This window comes from Hasllibacter halocynthiae, assembly GCF_003003095.1.
GTDB lineage: Bacteria > Pseudomonadota > Alphaproteobacteria > Rhodobacterales > Rhodobacteraceae > Hasllibacter > Hasllibacter halocynthiae.
The window spans coordinates 838143-857243 of sequence record NZ_PVTT01000001.1; the positions used below are offsets into that span (position 1 = coordinate 838143).

The 19101-nt window shown below is 69.9% G+C and carries 20 protein-coding genes; 5 read left to right on the plus strand and 15 right to left on the minus strand.

What is annotated here, in order from left to right:
• Window positions 1-34: 34 nt before the first annotated feature.
• From BCF33_RS04235 to BCF33_RS04275, 9 genes are all read right to left on the minus strand, one after another.
• Window positions 35-1270 carry a cysteine desulfurase gene (locus tag BCF33_RS04235; protein WP_245883715.1) on the minus strand — a complete coding sequence of 412 codons (1236 nt, stop codon included), beginning with the start codon at window positions 1268-1270 and terminating at the stop codon, window positions 35-37.
• Window positions 1267-1875 carry a YIP1 family protein gene (locus BCF33_RS04240; protein ID WP_106159642.1) on the minus strand — a complete coding sequence of 203 codons (609 nt, stop codon included), beginning with the start codon at window positions 1873-1875 and terminating at the stop codon, window positions 1267-1269. Before BCF33_RS04240 ends, BCF33_RS04235 begins: the two co-directional genes overlap by 4 nt.
• Complete coding sequence (locus BCF33_RS04245) at window positions 1876-2397, minus strand: YIP1 family protein (protein WP_245883716.1); 522 nt, start codon at window positions 2395-2397, stop codon at window positions 1876-1878.
• The gene (locus BCF33_RS04250) at window positions 2376-3713 is read right to left on the minus strand and encodes a SufB/SufD family protein (protein ID WP_106159643.1); all 1338 of its coding nucleotides are present in this window, start codon (window positions 3711-3713) and stop codon (window positions 2376-2378) included. The genes BCF33_RS04245 and BCF33_RS04250 overlap by 22 nt, the downstream gene beginning before the upstream one ends.
• A complete protein-coding gene (gene sufC, locus BCF33_RS04255) occupies window positions 3713-4468 on the minus strand; it encodes a Fe-S cluster assembly ATPase SufC (protein WP_106159644.1) in 756 nt (251 codons plus the stop codon). Before sufC ends, BCF33_RS04250 begins: the two co-directional genes overlap by 1 nt.
• A 9-nt stretch (window positions 4469-4477) precedes the next feature.
• Window positions 4478-4792: a heavy metal-binding domain-containing protein gene (locus BCF33_RS04260; protein ID WP_106159645.1), complete on the minus strand. Its 315-nt coding sequence runs from the start codon at window positions 4790-4792 to the stop codon at window positions 4478-4480.
• A complete protein-coding gene (gene sufB, locus BCF33_RS04265; protein ID WP_106159646.1) occupies window positions 4789-6303 on the minus strand; it encodes a Fe-S cluster assembly protein SufB in 1515 nt (504 codons plus the stop codon). The genes BCF33_RS04260 and sufB overlap by 4 nt, the downstream gene beginning before the upstream one ends.
• 9 nt (window positions 6304-6312) lie before the next feature.
• On the minus strand, window positions 6313-7353 hold the full coding sequence (locus tag BCF33_RS04270; RefSeq protein WP_106159647.1) for a cysteine desulfurase family protein: 1041 nt from the start codon (window positions 7351-7353) through the stop codon (window positions 6313-6315).
• 109 nt (window positions 7354-7462) lie between these two features.
• Entirely contained in the window at window positions 7463-7921 is a 459-nt protein-coding gene (locus tag BCF33_RS04275; protein WP_106160210.1) for an Rrf2 family transcriptional regulator, read from the minus strand.
• A gap of 142 nt (window positions 7922-8063) precedes the next feature.
• Here BCF33_RS04275 and BCF33_RS04280 point away from each other — a divergent pair, with 142 nt between their 5' ends.
• Window positions 8064-8717: an alpha/beta hydrolase gene (locus BCF33_RS04280; protein WP_106159648.1), complete on the plus strand. Its 654-nt coding sequence runs from the start codon at window positions 8064-8066 to the stop codon at window positions 8715-8717.
• Here BCF33_RS04280 and BCF33_RS04285 read toward each other — a convergent pair.
• Window positions 8714-9286, minus strand: a complete 573-nt coding sequence (locus tag BCF33_RS04285) for a flavodoxin family protein (protein WP_106159649.1) — start codon at window positions 9284-9286, stop codon at window positions 8714-8716. The two genes, BCF33_RS04280 and BCF33_RS04285, sit on opposite strands and share 4 nt — an antisense overlap.
• A gap of 128 nt (window positions 9287-9414) precedes the next feature.
• Here BCF33_RS04285 and BCF33_RS04290 point away from each other — a divergent pair, with 128 nt between their 5' ends.
• From BCF33_RS04290 to typA, 4 genes are all read left to right on the plus strand, one after another.
• A complete protein-coding gene (locus BCF33_RS04290) occupies window positions 9415-10626 on the plus strand; it encodes an NADP-dependent isocitrate dehydrogenase (RefSeq protein WP_106159650.1) in 1212 nt (403 codons plus the stop codon).
• A gap of 92 nt (window positions 10627-10718) precedes the next feature.
• Window positions 10719-11321 (plus strand): YitT family protein, encoded by a 603-nt coding sequence (locus BCF33_RS04295; RefSeq protein ID WP_170073273.1) that lies wholly within the window; start codon window positions 10719-10721, stop codon window positions 11319-11321.
• A gap of 12 nt (window positions 11322-11333) precedes the next feature.
• A complete protein-coding gene (locus BCF33_RS04300; RefSeq protein ID WP_106159651.1) occupies window positions 11334-11666 on the plus strand; it encodes an SMR family transporter in 333 nt (110 codons plus the stop codon).
• Between the two features lie 91 nt (window positions 11667-11757).
• Complete coding sequence (gene typA / locus BCF33_RS04305) at window positions 11758-13575, plus strand: translational GTPase TypA (protein ID WP_106159652.1); 1818 nt, start codon at window positions 11758-11760, stop codon at window positions 13573-13575.
• 50 nt (window positions 13576-13625) lie between these two features.
• Here the strand turns inward: typA and BCF33_RS04310 are convergent, their stop codons facing one another.
• The 5 genes from BCF33_RS04310 to recA form a co-directional block, all read right to left on the minus strand.
• A complete protein-coding gene (locus BCF33_RS04310; protein WP_106159653.1) occupies window positions 13626-14372 on the minus strand; it encodes an endonuclease III domain-containing protein in 747 nt (248 codons plus the stop codon).
• 41 nt (window positions 14373-14413) lie between these two features.
• A complete protein-coding gene (locus BCF33_RS04315; protein WP_245883717.1) occupies window positions 14414-14890 on the minus strand; it encodes an MOSC domain-containing protein in 477 nt (158 codons plus the stop codon).
• On the minus strand, window positions 14887-15177 hold the full coding sequence (locus BCF33_RS04320; RefSeq protein ID WP_106159654.1) for a DUF1330 domain-containing protein: 291 nt from the start codon (window positions 15175-15177) through the stop codon (window positions 14887-14889). The genes BCF33_RS04315 and BCF33_RS04320 overlap by 4 nt, the downstream gene beginning before the upstream one ends.
• Complete coding sequence (gene alaS, locus BCF33_RS04325; protein WP_106159655.1) at window positions 15174-17834, minus strand: alanine--tRNA ligase; 2661 nt, start codon at window positions 17832-17834, stop codon at window positions 15174-15176. Before alaS ends, BCF33_RS04320 begins: the two co-directional genes overlap by 4 nt.
• Window positions 17835-17954: 120 nt before the next feature.
• A complete protein-coding gene (recA, locus tag BCF33_RS04330; RefSeq protein ID WP_106159656.1) occupies window positions 17955-19040 on the minus strand; it encodes a recombinase RecA in 1086 nt (361 codons plus the stop codon).
• Between the last annotated feature and the right edge of the window lie 61 nt (window positions 19041-19101).

Below are 19101 nucleotides of genomic sequence, written 5' to 3' on the forward strand. Positions count from 1 at the left end.
AACGCCCGTCCCCGGGGGGCGGGTTTCGCGAGACCTAGCCGAAGAGGTCGTGCGCCAGCTCCAGCGCGTCGACCAGCACGTCCACCTCGGCCTTGGTGTTGTAGGCGCCGAAGCTCGCGCGGCAGGTCGCCGGCACGCCCATGTGGTCCATCAGCGGCTGGGCGCAGTGATGGCCCGCGCGCACCGCGACGCCCTTCTTGTCGAGGATGGTCGAGATGTCGTGCGCATGGGCCGCCCCCTCCATCGTGAACGAGAAGATCGCCCCCTTCCCCGGCGCGTCGCCCTGCACGTTCAGCCAGTTGATCCCGTGCAGCCGCTCTTGCGCGTAGTCGCGCAAGGACGCCTCGTGCGCCGCGATCCCCTCCATCCCGAGGTCCATCATCCATTCCAAGGCAGCGCCGAGGCCGATCATCTGGACGATGCCGGGCGTGCCCGCCTCGAACATCATGGGGGGGTCGGCGAAGGTGATGCGCTCGCGCCCGACCTCGCGGATCATGTCGCCGCCGCCCATGAAGGGCCGCATCTGCGCCGCCCGGTCCGGCCGGATGTAGAGCGCGCCGGACCCCGACGGCCCGTAGAGCTTGTGACCCGTGATCGCGTAGAAGTCCGGATCGATCGCAGCGAGGTCCACCGGCATGTGCACCGCGGCCTGCGAGCCGTCGATCACCGTCGCGATGCCCCGCGCCCGCGCCTCGGCGCAGATGGGCGCGACGTCCACGACCGTCCCAAGGACGTTGGACATGTGCGTGCAGGCGATGACCTTCGTGCGGTCCGTGCAGGCCGCCAGCACCTTCTCCGCCGGCATGGAGCCGTCCGTCTCGGGCTCGACCCAGCGCAGGACCAAGCCCTGCCGCTCGCGCAGGAGGTGCCAGGGCACGATGTTGGCGTGATGCTCCATCACCGTCAGCACGACCTCGTCCCCGGCGGACAGGTTCGGCACGCCCCAGCCATAGGCGACCGTGTTGATGCCTTCCGTGGTGCCGGAGTTCATGACGATCCGATCCTCGGGGGCGTTCAGAAAGCGCCCGATGGTGCCGCGCACTGCCTCGTACCGTTCGGTCGCGATGGTCGAGAGGGCGTGGAGGCCGCGGTGGACGTTCGCGTACTCGTGCCCGTAGGCCCGCGTCACGGCGTCGATGACGGCCTGCGGCTTCTGGGCCGAGGCGCCGTTGTCGAGATAGACGAGCGGCTTGCCGTTCACCTCGCGCGAGAGGATCGGGAACTGCGCGCGAACGGCGTCCACGTCGTAGCCCTGCATGGTGTCCTTCATGATACGGCACCTCCCGCGGCGAGACCTAGCGCGGTCAAGAGGATGGAAAGGATCAGGACGAGCCCGAAGAATCCGACGACGAGGGCGACGACGACCTTGCCGACCGAAGGGAAATCCTGAACGACGGCCGTGAATCCGGCCAGCATCCAGAGGACCAGCGCGAACACCGCCACCTCGAGCAGCGGCGCGAGGCCGGGCAGCAGGACCAGCACGGGCAGCGCGACCAGCCCCAGCCCGATCTGGATCGCCTGCAGCCATGTCAGCGCCAGCGTCTGCTCGGCGAAGCGGCCGGTGCCGCCCGCCGCGCGCGAAAGGCCGTGGATCACGGCCGCCGCAAGGAGGAGGCCGCCGCCGACGAAGGCCGCCGTCTGAAGCCCGTTCGGCAGGACGAGCGGCGCCTCGGTGCCGTCGGGGGCCGTCACGGTCTCGGGCAGGGGCGCAAGAAGGAAGAACCCCTGCACTAGGATCGCCGCCAGCGTGATGACGGCGAGGAAGGCGGTCCAGTAATGCTGGACCGGCAGGCCGAGGTCGAGGACGCCGCGCATCCCTGCCCGCGGGTCGCGCACGGAGAGCCCCGCGAGGGGGAGGAGCTGCCGGAGGGCCATCTAGCGGACCACGGTCGACGGCCGCGCGGCGCTGAACGCGGCCCGCAGGCCGGACAGCCAGAAGAGGACGAAGGCCCCGAAGGCGACCGCCCCCACCGCCGTCAGCGAAGGCCCCCGCCCGATCATCCCCTGCGTCAGCCCGAAGAGCAGCCACGCCGGCATGGCCGCCATCAACGCCCAGAACAGGGTCATGCGCGCCGCGAACCCCCCGATGTCCCGACGCAGGAGGCGTGCCGCCACCCGCACGCCGAGCGCGATCGCGTAGAAGAGGACCGGCGCGACGAAGATCCAAGCCATCAGCGAAGCCCCCAGGAGAGGCTGAAGTTCCACATCCGCCATCAGCGCCCGGCGTTGCAGCGCGGGCCACTGGCCGACGAAGATCAGCCCGCAGGCGAGCATCAGGTACATCAACGCGAGATCCTCGCGCCCGGTCGCGATCTTCTCGGCCTGGACGGCGCCGGGACGTCGCCACGTCCGCGCGATATCGGGCAGCAGGGCCATCAGCGGCGTCGGGTCAGCCATTCCGCCAGACGGTCCCGAAGGTCCGCGGCAAGGGCGTCGTCGTCGATCTCCTCCAGCGCCTCGGCGAGGAAGGCGAGGGTCAGCAGGTCGGCCGCGTCCTCCGCCGGCACCCCGCGCGAGCGCAGGTAGAACAGCGCCGTCCCGTCGATCGCCCCCGAGGTCGAGCCGTGCGAGCAGACGACGTCGTCGGCGTAGATCTCCAACTCGGGCTTGGCGAGGAACTGCGAGTCGTCGTCGAGGAGGAGCGACTGGCTGATCTGATAGCCGTCGGTCTTCTGCGCCCCCTCCCTCACGAGGATCTTGCCTTGGAAGACGCCCCGCGCGCCATTGCGGAGGACCTTCTTGAAGACTTGGCGACTCTCGCACCGCTCGGCGTCGTGGGTAACGAACACGGTGTCGTCGTGGTGGAAGCGCCCCGTCGCCCCGTCGCCCACGGCGGCGCCCGCGACGTGGGCCACGGCGTCGTCGCCCGACAGCTCGACCACGTGCTCGTTGCGGGTGAGGACGCCGTTCACCGTCAGTGTGAACGACTTGTAGGTCGCCTCCGCCCCGAGGCGGGCGAACATCGCCGTGGCGGCGCGCCGGTCGTGATCGCGGCCCTGCGCGCGCACATGGTGGAAGGCGGCACGGTCGGCCACGTCCACCTCCAGGCACTTGTTGAAGCGGGCGGCGGCGGGCCCGGTCTCGAGCACGGTGACCTCGGCCCCCTCCTCGACCCGCACGACATGGTGCAAGACCGCGTCCGAGGTCGCGTCCTCGTGGCGATAGACGAGATGGATCGGCCGCGCCGCCCTCCCCGTCGCACGGATCAGCACGCCGTCGGTCGCGAAGGCCGTGTTGAACGCCGCGAGGGGCCGGTCGACGGGGTCCTGTCCGGCGGCCTCCAGCGCACCGTAGAGCCCGCGCGCCCAGTGGATGTCGGCGGCGTCCGCAAGGCGCGCGATCTCGACCCCTTCCACGGTCAAATCCCCGGAGGCGCCGGGATCGAACACGCCGTCCACGAACACGATCCGAAGCGCGTCCACCTCGCCGAAGACCTGCCCCTCGTCACCGCCCAGGGGCGCCGCGGAGGGCGCGCCCTGCCCGGTAAGGGTGGAAGGATCGGTGTAGCGCCAGTACTCGTCGGACCGGGCCGGCAGCCCCATGGCGCGCACCCGCTCCAAGGCTTCGGCGCGGGCATCGGCGGCCCAAACGGGTCCTTCGGGCGGCGAAAGCGGCGCCAGCCGGGCCTCGGTCGCATCGCGCTTGGCCTTCGCGTTCCTTGCGCGCCGGCCGTTCGGGTTCAGCCCGACGGGGGTTCCGGGATTCGCGGCCATCACGCCACCTCGGCGAGAATGTCGGAATAGCCGTTGTTCTCGACCTCTAGGGCAAGCTCCGGCCCCCCGGTCTTCACGATGCGCCCATCGGCCATGATGTGCACCACGTCAGGCCGGATATGATCCAGAAGCCGCTGGTAGTGCGTGATGACGAGGAACGAGCGACCCGCCTCGCGCAGGGCGTTCACCCCTTGGGCGACCAGCTTCATGGCATCCACGTCGAGGCCCGAATCCGTCTCGTCCAGGACGCACATCCGCGGCTCGAGCATGGCCATCTGCAGGATCTCGTTGCGCTTCTTCTCGCCCCCTGAGAACCCGACGTTCACCGGGCGCTTGAGCATGTCGGCGTCGATGTCCAGCTCCCTGGCCTTCTCGCGCACCAGCTTGAGGAAGTCGGTCGAGGACATCTCCTCCTGGCCGCGGGCCTTGCGCTGGGCGTTCACGGCCGTCCGCAGGAAGGTCATGTTCCCGACGCCGGGGATCTCGACTGGGTACTGGAACGCCAGGAACAGGCCCCCGGCCGCGCGCTCCTCGGGCTCCATCCCGAGGACGTCCTCGCCGCCCAGGATCGCGGTGCCTTCCGTCACCTCGTAGCCGTCGCGGCCTGCGAGAACATAGGACAGGGTCGACTTGCCCGAACCGTTCGGCCCCATGATCGCGTGGACCTTCCCGTCCTCGACCGTCAGGTCGACCCCCTTCAGGATCGGCTTCCCGTCTTCCTCGAGCGCCGCATGGAGGTTGGTGATTTCAAGCATGTGATCGTCCTAGCTCAGTGTGACGGCGGTGCCGGAGACGCTGACCATCAGCATGGAATCCCCGATCACCTCGTAATCCAGGTCGACGCCGATCACGGCGTCGGCGCCCAACTCGCCCGCGCGCTCCTCCAGCTCCCGGAAGGCGACGTCGCGCGCGTCGGCGAGCTTCCCCTCGTAGGCCCCGGAGCGGCCGCCGATCACGTCCGTGATCCTGGCGAACACGTCGCGGAAGACGTTCGCGCCCATGATCGCCTCGCCCACGACGACGCCGTGATAGCGCTGGACGGACCGCCCCTCGACCGAGTTCGTCGTCGTGACGATCATCCCACCGACCCCTCGAGCGAGATGGCGACGAGCTGCTGCGCCTCCATCGCGAACTCCATCGGCAGGGCCTGCAGCACCTCCTTGCAGAAGCCGTTGACAACGAGGGCAACGGCCTCCTCCTCGTCCATGCCGCGCTGGCGACAGTAGAAGAGCTGGTCGTCGTCCACCTTCGAGGTCGTCGCCTCGTGCTCGACCCGGGCCGAGTTGTTGCGGATCTCGATATAGGGGACCGTATGGGCCCCGCACTTGCCGCCGATCAGCAGGCTGTCGCACTGGGTGTAGTTGCGCGCCTCGGCGGCCTTGGGATGCATCGAGACCTGGCCGCGATAGGTGTTCTGCGCCCGCCCCGCGCTGATGCCCTTCGACACGATCCGGGACTTCGTATTCCTGCCCAAGTGGATCATCTTCGTGCCGGTGTCGGCCTGCTGGGCGTTGTTCGCGATCGCGATCGAGTAGAACTCACCCTGGCTGTCGTCCCCGCGCAGGATGCAGGACGGGTACTTCCAGGTCACGGCGGAGCCCGTCTCGACCTGGGTCCACATCACCTTCGAGCGGTCGCCCCGGCAGTCGGCGCGCTTCGTCACGAAGTTGTAGATGCCGCCACGCCCCTCCTCGTCGCCCGGATACCAGTTCTGGACCGTCGAGTACTTCACCTCCGCGTCCTCCAGCGCCACGATCTCGACGCAGGCGGCATGCAGCTGGTGCGTGTCCCGCTGCGGCGCGGTACACCCTTCGAGATAAGAGACGTAGGAACCCTTCTCCGCGATGATCAGCGTGCGCTCGAACTGGCCGGTGTTCTCGGCGTTGATGCGGAAGTAGGTCGACAGCTCCATCGGGCAGCGCACGCCCTCCGGGATGTAGACGAACGAGCCGTCCGAGAAGACAGCGCTGTTCAGGCAGGCGAAGAAGTTGTCGGCCTGCGGGATGACGCTGCCGAGGTACTTCTTCACCAGTTCGGGATGGTCGCGCAGCGCCTCGGAGATCGAGCAGAAGATCACGCCGGCCTTGGCCAGCTCCTCCTTGAACGTCGTGCCCACGGAGACGGAATCGAACACCGCGTCCACGGCGACCTTGCGGTTCGCGTCGGCCGCGCCTTCGACCCCGGCGAGGATCGCCTGCTCCTTCAGGGGGATGCCCAGCTTCTCGTAAGTGCGCAGGAGCTCAGGGTCGACCTCGTCCAGCGACTTGGGCTTGACCTCCATGCTCTTCGGGCGGGCGTAGTAGTACTGGTCCTGGTAGTCGATCGGCGGATAGCGAACCATCGACCAGTCCGGCTCGTCCATCTCCCGCCACTTGCGGAACGCCTCCAGCCGCCAGTCGAGCATCCACTCCGGCTCGCCGTTCTTCTCCGAGATCAGGCGCACGATGTCCTCGTTCAGCCCCTTGGGGGCGAACTCCATCTCGACGTCCGTCTCCCAGCCGTGCTTGTAGGCGCCGGCGAGGGCCGCCACCTGCTCCACGGTCTCGCGGTCGACGCCTTCGCGCACTTCGATCGGATCGGCTCCGTCCATGATACCTCCTCAGGCGGCCCGTTTCAGCCGCTTTGCGTAAGCGCCGCGCCAGGCATCCGCGAAGGCGCGTATCTCCCTTTCGGTCGTCGCGGGCCCAAGGGATGCCCTGATGGCGCAAGCCGCGTGCTCGCCCAGGCCCATCGCCGTCAGGACCCTGCTCTCCCGGACCTTCCCGGACGAGCAGGCCGACCCCGCCGAGATGGCGAACCCGGCGAGGTCCATCGCCATCACCTGCGTCTCGCCGCGCCATCCGGGCGCGATCATGCACAGGGTGTTCGGAAGCCGGGCCGCGCCCTTCCCAACTGAAATAGTCGGGCCCGGGCCGTCTTCCAAGAGTAATTCTAGAACGTTTCTAAGTTCGGTCACGCGCTCCCACGCCCCGCGCGCGAGCTCTTCCTGCGAAGCCCTTGCGGCGGCTGCGAAACCCGCGATCCCGATCAGGTTCTCCGTGCCCGCGCGGCGGGACTCCTCCTGCCCGCCGCCGCGCATCGCGGGCGTGACGCCCAGCCCCCGGCGCAGCACCAGCGCGCCCGCACCCTTCGGCCCGCCCACCTTGTGCGCCGAAAGGAGCGCCATTCCCGCGCCCGACCAGTCGAAGCCCCAAGGAACCTTTCCAAACGCCTGCACCGCGTCCGTCACCGCGATCCCCTTCGGCAAGTCCTGGCGCACCCCCGTCTCCGAGTTCGCGGCCTGCAGCGCCGATCCCGCAGGGTCTGCGACCGCCACCCGGCCGTCCGGGTCCACCGGCAACTTCCCATCCGTCCAGGCGGCGACACAATCATGCTCGACCCCCGCGCCCATCAGGCCGCGCCCCGCGCAGGCCAGCGCGGCGGCCTCCGTCGCGCCCGAGGTGAACACCACGTCCGCCGCGCCCGCTCCGGCCGCCTCGGCGACCTCGGCCCGGCACCGCTCCAGCAGCGCCTTGGCCGCCCGCCCCTCCGCGTGGACCGAGGACGGGTTTCCCGCGACGTCCATCGCCCCCGCCATCGCCTCGCGCGCCTCCGGGCGAAGGGGCGCGGTCGCGTTCCAGTCCAGGTAGACCCGCCTCACGCGCCCCGCCCCTCTTCGCCCGCAGAGACGGCCCCGGCGCCCAGGGGCGGCGCCCCCGGCCGGATCCGTCCGGCAGGGCCGAAGGCGCGAAAGGGCGGCCGCGCGCCCCTCACCCGTCCACCACCTCGAGCAGCGCGGGGACCGCCGGGCACGGGGCCAGCGCGTTGGCCGCCACGTCGGACAGCCGCGTCTGGTGGAGATAGACGTAGACCTGCGCCGAGAGCCCTTCCCACAGGCGGTTGGTCATCGACTGCGCGCGCGACCCCGATCGCGCGCCCGATGCGCCGACGCCGGGTTGCATGGCGCTGACCTGCTCGTCCACGGCGGCGAGGACGTCGAACACCCGGATCTCCGACGGCGCCCGCGCCAGGCGATAGCCTCCCGCCGCGCCGCGCATCGATTCGACGAGGCCCGCGCGCCGCAGCCGCGCGAAGAGCTGCTCGAGATAGGCGAGGCTGATGTCCTGCCGCCCCGAGATCGCCGCCAGCGGCACCGGCCCCTCGCCGCCGTGCAGCGCGAGATCGACGAGCGCCACCATCGCATAACGTCCCTTGGTGCTCAGCTTCATGGAGCGCGTCCCCGCGTTGACGCCCAGCGGGGCGCCCACTACCTGCAATCCGTCCCGGTGCGGCCACCTGCCGCAACCGGTTTAGAACGGTTCTAAAGGACGTGACCCGCCGCGGTCAACGCGCCGCCCACGAAGGACGCCCATGCCCGAAGTCATCTTCCCCGGCCCCGAGGGCCGCCTCGAAGGCCGCTACCATCCCGCAAAGCAGAAGGACGCGCCCATCGCCATCGTGCTGCACCCGCACCCGCAGTTCGGCGGCACGATGAACAACCGCGTGGTCTACAACCTGCACTACGCCTTCCACCAGATCGGCTTCTCGGTCCTGCGCTTCAACTTCCGCGGGGTCGGCCGCAGCCAAGGCGACTACGACCAGGGCGTGGGCGAGCTGTCGGACGCGGCCGCCGCCCTCGACTACCTCCAGCAGCTCAACCCGGACTCGAAGCATACCTGGGTCGCGGGCTTCTCCTTCGGGGCGTGGATCGGGATGCAGCTCCTCATGCGGCGGCCCGAGGTAACGGGCTTCATCTCCGCCTCGCCGCCGGCGAACATGTACGACTTCACCTTCCTCGCGCCCTGCCCGTCCTCGGGCCTGATCGTGAACGGCACCGCCGACCGCGTCGCGCCGCCCGCCGACACGCAGGCGCTGGTCGGCAAGCTGCACGAGCAGAAGGGCATCACGATCACCCATCACGAGATCGAAGGCGCCGGCCACTTCTTCGAGGAGCCGCACATGGAGACGATGCTCGGCTCCGTGCAGACCTACGTGAAGCGCCGGCTCACCGAGAACAGCCGCTAGCGCGCGACCCGCGCCGCCCACTCCGCGACCCTCTTCCCGAGGTGCCGGGCGGTGGCCAGATCGGCGGCCATCGGCTCCTCCTCGGGCGGGGCCTCCTGCCCGGCCTGCGCGGCGGCGCCCGCGAAGAAGCCCAGCCGGTTCAGGTTCCCCGCATCGTCGCATGGATGCTCCGGCCGGCCGGGCAGCAACCCCAGCCCAACCCAGACCATGCCGTGCTGCATCGCGAGCACCTGCATCCGCTGCAGCGTCGATTGCTTGTCGCCCCCCAAGCAGGCCGAGCAGGTGAACCCCGCCGCCAGCTTGTCCTTCCACTTCTGCTCGGCCCAGATGGGCGAGGCGGCGTCGACGAACGCCTCGAACGGCGCGGAGACCGAGCCGATGTAGGTGGGCGAGCCGAAGATGATCGCGTCGGCCTCGTGCAGCGGGGCCCACGCCTCGCCCGGCTCGCCGATCTCCTCCACGGTCAGGACGGTCACCTCGGCGCCCTCGCGCGCGCCATCCGCGACCGCCTCGGCGACCTTCGCGGTGTGGCCGTAGCCGGAATGGTGGAGGATGACGATCTTCGGCATGGAACCCGCTCCCTGAGTGGCAGTCGCCGGACAACGCCGCCCCCGTCCCCCGCGGTTCCGCCCTCCGCTGGCCTTCGCGCCGGCGCGGGGCTACTCGGGCCCGAAACCCGAGACCTCAAGGAGCGCCCATGCCCAAGATCAAGGTGGAGAACCCCGTCGTCGAGCTGGACGGGGACGAGATGACCCGCATCATCTGGCAGTTCATCAAGGACAAGCTGATCCTGCCCTATCTCGACGTGGATCTCCTCTACTACGACCTCGGGATTGAGTCGCGCGACGAGACGAACGACCAGATCACCGTCGATGCCGCCGAGAGGATCAAGGAGGTCGGCGTCGGCGTGAAGTGCGCCACCATCACCCCCGACGAGGGCCGGGTGGAGGAGTTCGGCCTCAAGAAGATGTGGCGCTCCCCCAACGGGACCATCCGCAACATCCTGGGCGGCGTCGTCTTCCGCGAGCCGATCATCTGCCGCAACGTGCCGCGCCTCGTGCCCGGCTGGACCAAGCCCATCGTGATCGGCCGCCACGCCTTCGGCGACCAGTACCGCGCTACCGACATGAAGTTCCCCGGGCCCGGCAAGCTCTCCATGAAGTTCGTGGGCGAGGACGGCACCGTCGAGGAGCACGAGGTCTTCGACGCCCCCTCCTCGGGCGTGTTCATGTCGATGTACAACCTCGACCAGTCGATCATCGACTTCGCGCGGGCATCCTTCAACTACGGCCTCAAGCGCGGCTACCCGGTCTACCTCTCGACGAAGAACACCATCCTCAAGCAGTACGATGGCCAGTTCATGATCCTCTTCCAGAAGATCTACGACGAGGAGTTCAAGGACCGCTTCGAGGAGGCCGGCATCCACTACGAGCACCGGCTGATCGACGACATGGTCGCCAGCGCCATGAAGTGGTCGGGCGGCTACGTCTGGGCCTGCAAGAACTACGACGGGGACGTTCAGTCCGACACGGTGGCGCAGGGCTTCGGCTCGCTGGGGCTGATGACCTCGCAGCTGATGACGCCCGATGGCAAGATCGTCGAATCCGAGGCCGCGCACGGCACCGTCACCCGCCACTACCGCCAGCACCAGAAGGGCGAGGCGACGTCCACGAACTCGATCGCGTCCATCTTCGCCTGGACCGGCGGCCTCAAGCACCGCGCCAGGCTGGACGGGAACGACGCGCTCGCCAACTTCGCCGAGACGCTGGAGGGGACGGTGGTGGCGACCGTCGAGGGCGGCCAGATGACCAAGGACCTCGCCCTCCTCGTCGGGCCGGACCAGAAATGGCTGACCACCCAGGGCTTCCTCGAGGCGGTGGACCAGAACCTGCAGAAGGCGCTGGGCTGATCGCGGCAGCGGGTCCCCGCGGCGGCGTCCGGTCCTCCGGCGCCCGTCGCGCGGCGGACCCACCCCCCACACAGACAGGCCCAAGCCCCCCCGTGAGCGAGCCCGCCCGCCATACGCCGATCGAGAACGCCCAGGGTCTCGTCTGCGGCACGATGCTCGTCGGGCTGGCGGTCTCGCTCCTCCTGCACCTCGGTCTCGTGACCGGACAGGTCGCGGGGGTCGCGGCCCTGACCTCCTATGTCACGGGCTGGTCCTATGGCGCGGTGTTCTTCGCCTTGAACCTGCCCTTCTACGTCTTCGGCTGGGCCAAGATGGGCGCGCGGTTCACCCTGATCTCGCTGGCCTGCGTGGCCACCGTCTCGCTCCTGACCGAATGGCTCCCGGCCGTGATCCCCTTCGGCGCGGTCGATCCATGGGCGGGATCGGTCTGGTTCGGGGTCATGGCGGGCTTCGGCTTCATCGCCATCTTCCGCCACGGCGCCAGCATGGGCGGGGTGGGCATCGTCGCGCTCTGGCTGCAGGACGCCACCGGCTTCCGCGCCGGCTGGACGCAGCTCATCGTCGATGCCGGCGTCTTCGCGGCGGCCTTCGCGATCCTCGACCCGATGCTCGTCCTCGTCTCGCTGCCGGGCACGATCATCCTGAACCTGATCATCGCCTTGAACCACCGCCGCGACCGCTACGTCGCCCGCTGAGGAGGCCAACGCATGCATCCCTACGCCTGGCTGACCCTCGCCATCGTGACCGAGGTGGTCGGCACCATCGCCCTCGCCGCGTCCGCGCAGTTCACCCGCCTCGTCCCCTCGCTCGTCGTAGTGGTCCTCTACGGCGCTTCGTTCTGGCTGCTCGCGGGCGCCCTCAGGACCATCCCGGTCGGGGTGGCCTACGCGATCTGGTCGGGTCTCGGCGTGGTGCTGATCGCGCTGATCGGGTGGGCCGCGCTGGGACAGCGGCTGGACTGGGGGGCGGTCCTCGGGATGGCGCTGATCGTCGCGGGGGTCCTCGTCATCCACCTCTTCTCGCGCACCGCGCCGCACTGACTTGCCGCGGCGCGGCGATGCGCTTACCTGCGCGGCAACTTCCCCGCTGCCGCGCCGCGACAAGGCGCCCCGATCCCCCGAGGTGCCGCCAATGGACCTGCGCAACGTCGCCATCATCGCCCACGTGGACCACGGCAAGACCACGCTCGTGGACGAGCTGCTGAAGCAGTCCGGAACCTACCGTGAGAACCAGGCCGTCGCCGAGCGGGCGATGGATTCGAACGACCTCGAGCGCGAGCGCGGCATCACCATCCTCGCCAAGGCCACGTCGGTCGAATGGCGGGGTACCCGGATCAACATCGTCGACACCCCCGGCCACGCCGACTTCGGCGGCGAGGTCGAGCGGATCCTGTCGATGGTCGACGGCGTCGTCCTGCTGGTCGATGCGGCCGAGGGGCCGATGCCGCAGACGAAGTTCGTGACCTCCAAGGCCCTCGCCCTCGGCCTGCGGCCCATCGTGGTGCTGAACAAGGTCGACAAGCCCGACGCCGAGCCCGACCGCGCCCTGGACGAGGTGTTCGACCTCTTCGCCGGGCTCGACGCGGACGACGACCAGCTCGACTTCCCGACCCTCTACGCCTCGGGCCGCTCCGGCTGGGCCGACGACGAGCTGGACGGGCCGCGCAAGGACCTCTCCGCCCTCTTCGAGATGATCGTCCGGCACGTGCCCAAGCCGCGTCAGGCCGCGAAGTCCGACCAGCCCTTCCAGATGCTCGCCACCACGCTCGGCGCGGATCCGTTCATCGGCCGCCTGCTGACCGGCCGGATCGAGGCGGGGGCCGTGAAGGCCGGCGACACGATCAAGGCCCTCTCCCGCGAGGGCGAGCGGATCGAGCAGTTCCGCGTCTCGAAGGTCCTCGCCTTCCGGGGCCTCCAGCAGCAGCCCATCGACGAAGGGGTGGCGGGCGACATCGTCTCCCTCGCGGGGATGGCGAAGGCCACCGTGGCCGACACCCTGTGCGATCCATCCATCGACATCCCCCTGCCCGCCCAGCCCATCGATCCTCCCACCATCTCCGTCACCTTCGGGATCAACGATTCCCCCCTCGCGGGACGCGACGGCAAGAAGGTCCAGTCCCGCGTCATCCGCGAGCGGCTGATGAAGGAGGCCGAGACCAACGTCGCGATCCGCGTCACCGACACCCCCGGCGGCGAGGCGTTCGACGTCGCGGGCCGGGGCGAGCTGCAGATGGGCGTCCTGATCGAGAACATGCGCCGCGAGGGGTTCGAGCTGTCGATCTCCCGCCCCCGCGTCCTCCTCCGGGAGGAGGGCGGCCAGACCCTCGAGCCCGTCGAGGAGGTCACGATCGACCTCGACGACGAGTTCGCGGGCGCCGTGATCGAGAAGCTGACCGGCCCCCGCCGCGGCGAGATGACCGAGATGCGCCAGGACGGCGGCAAGACCCGCATCGTGGCGCTGGTGCCGTCGCGCGGCCTGATCGGCTACCACGGCGAGTTCCTGACCGATACCCGCGGCACGGGCGTCCTGAACCGCGTCTTCCATTCCTGGGCCCCTCACAAGGGCCCGATTCCGGGCCGCCGCCAGGGCGTCCTCATCTCGATGGAGAACGGCGCCGCCGTCGCCTTCGCGCTCTGGAACCTCGAGGACCGGGGCCGAATGTTCGTCTCGCCCCAGGAGGCGGTCTACGAGGGCATGATCATCGGCGAGCACTCCCGCGACAACGACCTCGAGGTGAACCCCCTGAAGGGCAAGAAGCTGACGAACATCCGCGCCGCAGGCAGCGACGAGGCCGTCCGCCTGACGCCCCCGGTGAAGATGTCGCTCGAGCAGGCCATCGCCTATATCGACGACGACGAACTCGTCGAGGTCACGCCGAACGCCGTGCGCCTGCGAAAGCGCTTCCTCGACCCGCACGAGCGCAAGCGCGCTGCGCGCGCGGCCTCGTAAGGCGGGGCTCGCTCGGCCCCCCGGCCGTTCGGGGCGGACCCCGGTCCGCCCTACAGCCGCAGCTCCCCTTGCCGGGGATCGGCCTGGCGCGGCGGCGGGACGCGGGTGGCCCGCCCGGTGGGGCACAGGTCCAGGATCGGGCAGCGTCCGCATTCCGGCCCGCGCCAATGGCAGGTCTTCTGCCCCAGCCGCATGAACACCTGGTGGTGGTCGTAGACCTCCTGCGCGTCCCACTCGGGCGGCATCAGCGCCTCCAGCGCCGCGTGCGCGGGGCCCACGTCCATGTTCCTGGGGATCAGCCCCACCCGTTGCGCGACGCGGTGATGATGGCTGTCCACCGGCAGCGCCGCCTTGCGCAGGGTCGAGAAGCTCAGCACCGCCGCGCTGGTCTTCGGCCCGATGCCGGGGATGCGCTCCAGCCAGCGGCGGGCGTCGCGCACGGGCATGTCGGCCAGGAACTTCAAGGAAAGCTCCCCGCGCTCCTCCGTGATCGCCCGCAGGACGGATTGCACGCGCGGCGCCTTCTGCTCGGGCCAGTTCACGCCGTGGATCGCGTCCTGCACCTCCGGGGTCGGCGCGTCGCGGACCGCCTCCCAGGAAGGGAAAGCCTCGCGCAGCGCCTCGAAGGCAGCCTTGGCCTGCCGGTTCCGGGTGCGGTGGTTCAGAAGGGTCGAGACCAGCTCCGAGAGTGGGTCGAGATGCTGGAAGTAGTCGATGGGGCAGCCATAGACCGCGCAGAGCCGTTCGTGGATGGCGACGGCCTTCTCGGCCAGGGCGGGATCGACGTCGGCACTCATGGATTCAGAATCCGCGAGGGCCCCGCCGGTTCCGATCCCCCTCAGCCCGGCAGCACCGCGTCGCCGACGGCGATCCGGCCCGGCGCGTCCACTTCGGCATACCAGCCGCCATGGCCGCGGACGGCGTTGTAGCCGCCCTCGCCCAGCGCCTCCTCCATGCGCGAGCAAGGCGCGCAGGGTCCGGTGATCGTCACCACGGACCCGCCCACGCGAAGCCGCCTGCCGCGGCACGCCGCGAGGTTCAGCCCCGCCACGACGAGGTTCCGGCGCAGCGCCTCCGGCGTCGCCTCCCGCCCTGCGAGGGCGGAGATGACCGGCAGGTGCTCGGCCTGGATCAGCGTCACCGCCCGCTTGCCGGGCCGCGCATGGTCGCCCTCCAGCCCGTCCTCGCGCAGCGTCGCCGCGTCCGCGCGGATCGGCTCCGCCCGCCGCTCGGGCCGCAGCAGGATCGCCTCGACCCGGCCCGCGCGCGGAAAGGCCGAGGTCAGCTCCGCCAGGGTCCAGACGCGCCTGGTCAATCCATCTCGACGATGACGAGGTCCCGCTCGGACGCGCCCGCGGCATGGGACAGCGCCTCCTGGTAGCGGGGGCTCTCGTAGCAGGCGACGGCTGCCTCGAAGGACGGGAACCGCGCGACGACGTTGCGGGCATGCTCGCGCCCCTCCATCGTGCGGTAACGCCCGCCGCGCGCCTCGAAGACGCCGCCATGCTCGGCGATGGCTTCCGTGGCGATACGCGCGTACCGGGCGTAGCGCTCGTCGTCCGTGACCGTGACGTGCGCGATCCAGAAGGCCCCCTTGGTCATCCCGCCGCCTCCAGAAGCTTCACCGCCGCCTCCAGCGCGCCTTCCGCGTTCTCGGCCGAGGGGGCGCCTGCCTGCGCCATGTCCGGCCGCCCGCCGCCGCCCTTGCCCCCCAGCGCGGCGCCCGCCGCCCGCGCCAGGTCCACCGCGCTGACGCGGCCCGTCAAATCCGGCGTCACGCCCGCGGCCACCGCCGCCTTGCCGCCCGCATCCGACACGAGGACGACAACCCCCGAGCCGATCGACTGCTTATGGGCGTCGATCAGCGCCGGAAGCTCTTTGCCCGTCACCCCGTCAAGCGCTTGAAGAACCGCCTGCATGCCGTTGATCTCACGTGCCTCCGGTCCCGCGGCGGCGCTCCCCCCTAAAGCCGCCTCGCGCTTGAGGCGCGCGACCTCGGCCTGAAGCTGCCGCCGTTCGTCCAGAAGGATCGCGACGCGCGCCGGCACTTCCCCAGGGCCCGCCTTCAGGGCCGAGGCCGCCTCCAGCAGCCGCCCTTCCTGCTCCCGCAGGGCCCGCAGCGCCGCCGCGCCCGTCAGCGCCTCGATCCGCCGGACGCCCGACGAGGACGCGCTGTCCGACTGGATCGCGAAGAGGCCGATCTCGCCCGTCCGCCCCACATGGGTGCCGCCGCAGAGTTCGATGCTCCAGGTGTCGCCGTCCTGGCCCTTGCCCGTCGCGGCCCGGCCCATCGAGACGACCCGCACCTCGTCGCCGTACTTCTCGCCGAAGAGCGCCTGCGCTCCCAGCGCCCGCGCGTCGTCAGGCGCCATGATCCGCGTCGTCACTGCGCTGTCCTGCCGGATGAAGCGGTTCACGGCCTTCTCGACCACGCCGATCTCCTCTGCCGTCAGCGCCTTGCCGTGCGAGAAGTCGAAGCGCAGCCGGTCCGGCGCGTTCAGCGAGCCGCGCTGCGCCACATGCCCCCCCAGCGCATCCCGCAGCGCCTCGTGCAAGAGGTGCGTGGCCGAATGGTTGGCGCGGACCAGCGCGCGCCTCTCGTGATCCACCTCCAGCTCGACGGCGGCGCCGGGGGCCAGCGCCCCCTCCTCCACGCGGACGAAGTGCAGGAAGGCGCCCGCCTGCCTGCGGGTGTCCGTCACCCGCGCATGCCCGCCGCTCCAGCGTATCTCGCCCGTGTCGCCCACCTGGCCGCCGGCCTCGGCGTAGAATGGCGTCTGGTTGACCACGACGATCCCCTCGTCGCCGGCGGCCAGACCCTCGGCCCGCTCGCCGCCCTTCACCAAGGCGACCACCGCGGCCTCGGACGCCTCCGTGTCGTAGCCGAGGAACTCGGTCGCGCCATGCTCCTCGACGAGGTCGAACCAAAGCGCGGTCTCCCCCACCTCGCCGGTGCCCGCCCATGCCGCCCGGGCCTGCGCCTTCTGCGCGTCCATGGCCGATCCGAAGCCCGGCAGGTCCACCTCGCGCCCCATCTCGCGCAGGGCGTCCTGCGTCATGTCCAGCGGAAAGCCGTACGTGTCGTAGAGCTTGAACGCCGCCTCGCCTGACAGGGGCTCGCCCTCGCCCAGCTCCGCCACCTCCGCGTCGAGCAGCGACAGCCCCCGGTCGAGCGTCGTCTTGAATCGCTCCTCCTCGCCGCGCAGCGTCTCCTCGATCAGGGCCTGCGCCTGGCCCAGCTCGGGGTATGCAGCGCCCATCTGGCGGACCAGCTCGGGCACCAGCCGGTACATCAGCGGATCGCGCGCGCCCAGCAGGTGCGCGTGCCGCATCGCCCGCCGCATGATCCGCCGCAGGACGTAGCCCCGCCCGTCCTTGGACGGCAGCACCCCGTCGGCGATCAGGAAGGACGTCGACCGGATGTGGTCCGCGATCACCCGATGGTGCGTGCGCCCGTCCCCGTCGGGATCGGTGTTCGTGGCATGCGCCGACGCCTCGATCAGCGCGCGCATCAGATCGGTCGCGTAGTTGTCGTTCGTTCCCTGGAGGAGGGCGGCGACCCGCTCGATCCCCATGCCGGTGTCGATGCTGGGCCGGGGCAGCGGGGTGCGGGTGCCGTCCTCGTGCTGCTCGAACTGCATGAAGACGAGGTTCCAGATCTCGACGAACCGATCGCCGTCCTCCTCCGGGCTGCCCGGGGGGCCGCCCCAGTACGCCTCGCCATGATCGAAGAATATCTCCGAGCACGGGCCGCAGGGCCCGGTCGGCCCCATCATCCAGAAGTTGTCGGCCGTCGCGATGCGGATGATCCGCTCGTCCGGCAGGCCCGCCACCTTCTTCCAGAGGGCGGCCGCCTCGTCGTCGTCGTGATAGACCGTCACCAGAAGCCGCGAGGGGTCGATCCCCAGCTTGCCCGTCACGAGCTGCCAGGAATAGGGGATCGCCTCCTCCTTGAAGTAGTCGCCGAAGGAGAAGTTGCCGAGCATCTCGAAGAAGGTGTGGTGCCGGCGCGTATAGCCCACGTTGTCGAGGTCGTTGTGCTTGCCCCCCGCGCGCACGCATTTCTGCGCGCTGGTCGCGCGGGCGTAGTCGCGCGTCTCGACCCCGGTGAAGAGGTTCTTGAACTGCACCATGCCGCTGTTGGCGAACAGCAGCGTGGGATCGTTGCGCGGGACCAGCGGGCTCGAGGGAACGACAGCGTGCCCCTCTTCCGCGAAGTAGTCGAGGAAGGCGGCGCGGATGTCGGCGAGGTCGGTCATGATCTGGAATCGTCCGGGCGGTCTGAGGGGTCGGGCTGACCTAACCCCCGCCCCCGCCCCTGTCCACGCAGCAAAAGGGCGCCCCGCGGGACGCCCTTCGCCTTCAGGACCGCGGCGGGATCACTCCTCCAGGACGTTGTCGTCCTGCGCGCGATCCTGGTCTTCCTTCGGCATCTCGAAGTCGAGGCCGTGCGCCGCGCGGATCTTGTCCTCGATCGCGTAGGCGATCTGCTTGTTCTCCTTCAGGAAGGTCTTGGCGTTCTCGCGGCCCTGGCCGATCCGCTCGTCCCCGTAGGAGAACCAGGCACCGGACTTCTCGACCACGCCGGCCTTCACGCCGAGGTCCAGAAGCTCGCCCATCTTCGAGATGCCCTCGCCGTACATGATGTCGAACTCGACCTGCTTGAACGGCGGGGCGACCTTGTTCTTCACGACCTTCACGCGGGTCGCGTTGCCCACCACCTCGTCGCGGTCCTTGATCGCGCCGATCCGCCGGATGTCGAGGCGGACGGAGGCGTAGAACTTCAGCGCGTTACCCCCGGTCGTCGTCTCGGGCGAGCCGAACATGACGCCGATCTTCATCCGGATCTGGTTGATGAAGATGACCATGCAGTTCGACCGCGCGATCGAGCCCGTCAGCTTGCGCATCGCCTGGGACATCAGGCGCGCGTGCACCCCGACGGAGCTGTCGCCCATGTCGCCTTCCAACTCGGACTTCGGGGTCAGCGCGGCGACCGAATCGACCACCACCATGCTGACTGCGCCCGAGCGGACGAGCGTGTCCGTGATCTCCAGCGCCTGCTCGCCCGTGTCGGGCTGCGAGATCAGCAGCTCGTCGAGGTTCACGCCCAGCTTCTTGGCGTATTGCGGGTCGAGCGCGTGCTCGGCGTCGACGAAGGCGCACACGCCGCCCTTCTTCTGCTCCTCCGCGACGGCGTGGAGCGTCAGCGTCGTCTTGCCCGAGGATTCGGGGCCGTAGATCTCGACGATCCGGCCCTTCGGCAACCCGCCGATGCCCAGCGCGATGTCGAGGCCGAGCGAGCCGGTCGAGGTGGCCTCGATGTCCGGCAGCTGGTTCTCGCCGCCGAGCTTCATGATCGAGCCCTTGCCGAACTGCCGCTCGATCTGGGCGAGCGCGCTGTCGAGGGCCTTCTGCCGGTCGGCCTGCTTTCTGTCCGTCATGTCGAGGAGGGTCGCCGTTGCCATGGAGTTTCCCCTTGTTCGCACGGCTCTGGCGCCGCGTCCAATGATGCGTTCGTTCACGCCC

Bases quoted from the DNA above. Each gene is read 5' to 3' on its own strand.
- BCF33_RS04280 (WP_106159648.1), top strand. From the start codon at position 8,064: ATGCCCGAAGTCATCTTCCCCGGCCCCGAGGGCCGCCTCGAAGGCCGC.
- alaS (WP_106159655.1), bottom strand. From the start codon at position 17,834: ATGACCGACCTCGCCGACATCCGCGCCGCCTTCCTCGACTACTTCGCG.
- BCF33_RS04275 (WP_106160210.1), bottom strand. From the start codon at position 7,921: ATGAAGCTGAGCACCAAGGGACGTTATGCGATGGTGGCGCTCGTCGAT.
- BCF33_RS04235 (WP_245883715.1), bottom strand. From the start codon at position 1,270: ATGAAGGACACCATGCAGGGCTACGACGTGGACGCCGTTCGCGCGCAG.
- BCF33_RS04320 (WP_106159654.1), bottom strand. From the start codon at position 15,177: ATGACCAAGGGGGCCTTCTGGATCGCGCACGTCACGGTCACGGACGAC.
- sufB (WP_106159646.1), bottom strand. From the start codon at position 6,303: ATGGACGGAGCCGATCCGATCGAAGTGCGCGAAGGCGTCGACCGCGAG.
- typA (WP_106159652.1), top strand. From the start codon at position 11,758: ATGGACCTGCGCAACGTCGCCATCATCGCCCACGTGGACCACGGCAAG.
- recA (WP_106159656.1), bottom strand. From the start codon at position 19,040: ATGGCAACGGCGACCCTCCTCGACATGACGGACAGAAAGCAGGCCGAC.
- BCF33_RS04310 (WP_106159653.1), bottom strand. From the start codon at position 14,372: ATGAGTGCCGACGTCGATCCCGCCCTGGCCGAGAAGGCCGTCGCCATC.
- BCF33_RS04245 (WP_245883716.1), bottom strand. From the start codon at position 2,397: ATGGCTGACCCGACGCCGCTGATGGCCCTGCTGCCCGATATCGCGCGG.
- BCF33_RS04285 (WP_106159649.1), bottom strand. From the start codon at position 9,286: ATGCCGAAGATCGTCATCCTCCACCATTCCGGCTACGGCCACACCGCG.
- sufC (WP_106159644.1), bottom strand. From the start codon at position 4,468: ATGCTTGAAATCACCAACCTCCATGCGGCGCTCGAGGAAGACGGGAAG.
- BCF33_RS04250 (WP_106159643.1), bottom strand. From the start codon at position 3,713: ATGGCCGCGAATCCCGGAACCCCCGTCGGGCTGAACCCGAACGGCCGG.
- BCF33_RS04260 (WP_106159645.1), bottom strand. From the start codon at position 4,792: ATGATCGTCACGACGACGAACTCGGTCGAGGGGCGGTCCGTCCAGCGC.
- BCF33_RS04290 (WP_106159650.1), top strand. From the start codon at position 9,415: ATGCCCAAGATCAAGGTGGAGAACCCCGTCGTCGAGCTGGACGGGGAC.
- BCF33_RS04300 (WP_106159651.1), top strand. From the start codon at position 11,334: ATGCATCCCTACGCCTGGCTGACCCTCGCCATCGTGACCGAGGTGGTC.
- BCF33_RS04240 (WP_106159642.1), bottom strand. From the start codon at position 1,875: ATGGCCCTCCGGCAGCTCCTCCCCCTCGCGGGGCTCTCCGTGCGCGAC.